The sequence below is a fragment of the Gordonia sp. (in: high G+C Gram-positive bacteria) genome, from assembly GCF_020438995.1.
Taxonomy (GTDB): domain Bacteria; phylum Actinomycetota; class Actinomycetes; order Mycobacteriales; family Mycobacteriaceae; genus Gordonia.
In genome coordinates this window covers 1-3,857 of the sequence record NZ_JAGQTN010000020.1, presented here as the reverse complement: position 1 = coordinate 3,857, position 3,857 = coordinate 1, and the positions used below count along the sequence as shown (strand labels likewise).

Genomic DNA, 3,857 nt, shown 5'->3' with positions numbered 1-3,857 from the left:
CGTATCGAGAAGGGTGAACGCAAGGTATCGGCCGTGGAACTGGTCGAACTGGCCGCAGCGTTGGGCGTGCCGCTGGCGTGGTTCGTGCGTGACCCGTTGCCGGCTGTGGTGAGTCGACGCACTGATGCGGCACCCTCGCATGAGGTGACCGCCGGGTTGGATCGTCAGCTGGAGCTGTTCTCTGGTGATGTGGCCGCACTGCTCGCTACCGGTGTGATCGCCGGCGAGGACCGTGAACGCGTGTGGCGGCTTCCACGGGATCACACAGAGGCCGAGACGACCGCTGCACAAGTTCGGAAGCATCTTGGCGCCTCCGATACGCCGTTGCTCGACCTTGCCCGAACCGCCGAACGTTTCGGGCTGTACTCGTGTTCGTTGCCGCTCGGTGCCGGTGGTGCTGACGGAGCGCTGGTGGAAGTCGCCGGCGGTGTCGCGGCCGCGGTGATCGATGGTGATCCGAAGGTGGGTCGTCGTCGGATGTCGTTGGCGCACGAACTCGGGCATTGGTTGTTTGGTGACCCGTACGACGTCGGTGCCCAAGACGCTGAGCGCATGATCAACTCGTTCGCCGCGCACTTCCTCGCACCCCGCTCCGGCGTCACAATGGCGTGGGGTTGCGATCCGTCGCGGTCGGTTCGCGACAAAGCGGTGTTCGTCGCCGGAGCGTTTCGGATGTCGTGGACGGCCGCGATCCTGCACCTGCGGAACCTGAACCTGATCACCGACACCGACTACCGCGCTCTGGAAACGCGGCTGCCGGTACCGGGCGAGTTCGCCAAACTCGGCATCACGCTGAACGCAGACGAGTTGAAAGCGCCATCATTGTCACCGGGTATCACCGCCGCGATCATCGAGGCGTACGTGGATCGGCGGATGTCTGCGGCGCGGGCGACGGAACTGCTTCGCGGCAGCCTCGCCGAGGACGAGCTTCCCGAACAGCGGATCGAATCGGCCGCCGACTACGTGAGCCTGTGACCGCCGGCGGCGAATCCCGTTGGGTGATGGACACGTCCACCTTTACCCACTTCTGCCGAGCGAAACGGGAAGATGTCCTGCAGCAACTCGCCCCGCGGGGGTTGATCCTGATCCCCGACAGCGTCGACGTGGAGATCAGCCGCGGCCGCGAGCGTGGCTACGACCTCCCAGACATCGACAGTCTCCCGTGGGTAGAGCGAGGCATCCTCACCGAGGACTAGCAGAATCTGCAGATGCTGATCAAGGTCGACATGCCGTCAGGTGACGTTCCCACGAAGAATCTCGGCGAGTGCGCAGTGCTTGCATGCGCAACAACACGCGGGATGATCGCGGTGATCGACGACGGGGACGCACGAGCGCAGGCACGCGCGCGGAACCTGCGATTCGTGACTACGATGCACATCGTCATCGAGGCATACAAGCGCTCGCGCGACACCGAAGAAGCCGAGCAACTCTATGAAGCCTTGCTCGCGACCGACATGCGCTTGCCGCGGGTCGACAGCGTGATCGGGTGGGCTTACGAGGTGGGTCTGTTGCCGGCCTAGCCGATCGCGCCGGACAAAAAGATGTCCTCGCCGCCGCCGACCATCGTGTGTCCATCCCGATTCGCGGCCGCGCCCAAAGCCTCGATATCGCCGCAGCAGCCGCTATCTGCCTCCACTAAAGCGTCCGTGTCAAGGCAGATAGGCGAACTGACGTAAGGGCTGAATGTCGTAACCGGCCAGTACAAAGAGCCCATGGGATACATGGGAAAAGAGAACAGTCCCGTGGTGACCACCCGGGCACGGACCGCTTCGTCGGCCTGCGGCCCGGCCGTTCTCGCCGGTCGACTAGTCTTTATGGGGTCCAATCGGGCACATCCAGCGACAACAACGAGGAGATCGCCGACCGTGGCCAACTCTGACGCCCCCACTGCGGGCGGAACCTTGACGTTCCCGGAACCGGCTGAGCTCGATGCCGCCGCGTCGGCTGCGATCGAGGCGTTTGCCGCTGTTGCCGATCTCGACAGCCTTGCAGAGGCCAAGACGGCGCATCTGGGTGACAAGTCGCCGATCGCGCTGGCCCGCCGCGCGCTGGGCAGCATCCCCAAGGAACAGCGGTCCGCAGCCGGCAAGCTCGTCAACGAGGCGCGCGGCAAGGTCAATGCGGCCCTCGACGCCCGCACCGCGGTACTGCACGCCGAACGCGACGCAGCGGTGCTGGTTGCGGAGTCCGTCGACGTCACTTTGCCGAGTGCCCGTCGCCGGGTCGGTGCGCGTCACCCGATCACGGTGATCGCCGAGCAGGTGGCGGACGTGTTCATCGGCATGGGCTGGGAGATCGCCGAAGGCCCCGAGGTGGAGACCGAACACCACAACTTCGACGCCCTCAACTTCCTGCCCGACCATCCGGCGCGTTCGATGCAGGACACCTTCTACATCGCACCCGAGGGTTCGCGGCAGGTGCTGCGCACCCATACCTCGCCCGTGCAGGTGCGCTCGATGCTCACCCGCGAGCTGCCGATCTATGTGGCCTGCCCGGGCCGCACCTTCCGCACCGATGAACTCGACGCCACCCACACCCCGGTGTTCCATCAGATCGAAGGCCTGGCCATCGACAAGGGGCTGACCCTGGCAAATCTGCGCGGCACCTTGGAGGTGTTCGCCAAGGCGCTGTTCGGTCCCGACACCACCACCCGGATGCGGCCGAGCTACTTCCCGTTCACCGAGCCGTCCGCCGAGGTCGACGTGTGGTTCCCCGGCAAGAAGGGCGGCGCGGGCTGGGTCGAATGGGGTGGCTGCGGCATGGTCAACCCGAATGTGTTGCGCGCCAGCGGAATCGACCCCGATGTCTACTCCGGGTTCGCCTTCGGTATGGGTCTGGAACGCACGCTGCAGTTCCGCAACGATCTTCCCGACATGCGCGACATGGTCGAGGGTGACGTCCGCTTCACCCAGCCGTTCGGCCCCGCAGTCTGATCACACGACCACCACTTTTCGACGAAAGTAGCTGACTTCACGTGCGTGCTCCACTGTCTTGGTTCACCGACGTCCTCCGGCATGGCGACCCGGCCTGGTCGGCCACCGCCGCCGAGGTGGACGCCGGTTTCGTGCGCGTCGGCTTCGAGATCGAAGACGTCGAACCGTTCCCGGAGATCACCGGCCCGCTGATCGTCGGCCGCGTCGAAGCCATCGAGGAACTGACCGAATTCAAGAAGCCGATCCGCTTCTGCCAGGTCGACGTGGGTGAGGAGCAGCCGCGCGGCATCGTGTGCGGTGCCCGCAACTTCGCCGAGGGCGACCTGATCGTGGCGGCGCTGCCCGGTGTGGTGCTGCCCGGGCCGTTCGCGATCGCCGCCCGCAAGACCTACGGCAAGACCTCCGACGGCATGATCTGCTCGGTCGCCGAGATGGGGATCGGCGCAGACGCGTCGGGCATCCTCGTGCTCGCTCCCGGTACCGCGGAACCCGGCGCCGACGCCCGCGAGGTGCTGGGTCTGGCCGACACCGCCATCGACATCAACGTGACCCCCGACCGCGGTTACGCGTTCTCGGTGCGTGGCCTCGGCCGCGAGCTTGCCGGCAGCTTCGGCGTGCCGTTCGTCGATCCGGGTGCCGGCCGCCCGACGCTTGCCGACGACGGCAGCCGGGATGCGTGGCCAGTGGCGATCGAGCCCGATTCGGCGGCTACCCGCTACACCGCCCGCGTCATCACCGGCGTCGACGCCGCGGCGGTGTCACCGTGGTGGATGCAGAAACGTCTGCTCGTTGCCGGGATCCGGCCGATCTCCGCGATCGTCGACATCACCAACTACGTGATGATCGAACTCGGCCAGCCGCTGCACGCGTTCGACGCCGACAAGATCACCGGCACCATCACCGTCCGGTCGGCGGCATCGGGGG

General features: G+C 66.1%; 5 protein-coding genes and 1 pseudogene. All 6 read left to right on the top strand.

The window, feature by feature from the left end:
- On the top strand, window positions 1-975 hold a 975-nt coding region (locus KDB67_RS01710), incomplete at its 5' end, for an XRE family transcriptional regulator (RefSeq protein ID WP_291011603.1).
- Window positions 976-1,001: 26 nt separating this feature from the next.
- The gene (locus tag KDB67_RS01705) at window positions 1,002-1,196 is read left to right on the top strand and encodes a hypothetical protein (protein ID WP_291011601.1); all 195 of its coding nucleotides are present in this window, start codon (window positions 1,002-1,004) and stop codon (window positions 1,194-1,196) included.
- A gap of 12 nt (window positions 1,197-1,208) precedes the next feature.
- The gene (locus KDB67_RS01700) at window positions 1,209-1,520 is read left to right on the top strand and encodes a hypothetical protein (RefSeq protein ID WP_291011598.1); all 312 of its coding nucleotides are present in this window, start codon (window positions 1,209-1,211) and stop codon (window positions 1,518-1,520) included.
- Between the two features lie 20 nt (window positions 1,521-1,540).
- A pseudogene (locus KDB67_RS01695) lies at window positions 1,541-1,639 on the top strand (RNA methyltransferase); the annotation flags it as partial.
- Window positions 1,640-1,865: 226 nt separating this feature from the next.
- Window positions 1,866-2,933 carry a phenylalanine--tRNA ligase subunit alpha gene (pheS, locus tag KDB67_RS01690; protein ID WP_291011596.1) on the top strand — a complete coding sequence of 356 codons (1,068 nt, stop codon included), beginning with the start codon at window positions 1,866-1,868 and terminating at the stop codon, window positions 2,931-2,933.
- A gap of 41 nt (window positions 2,934-2,974) precedes the next feature.
- The coding region (locus KDB67_RS01685; RefSeq protein ID WP_291011593.1) for a phenylalanine--tRNA ligase beta subunit-related protein at window positions 2,975-3,857 on the top strand (883 nt) is incomplete at its 3' end.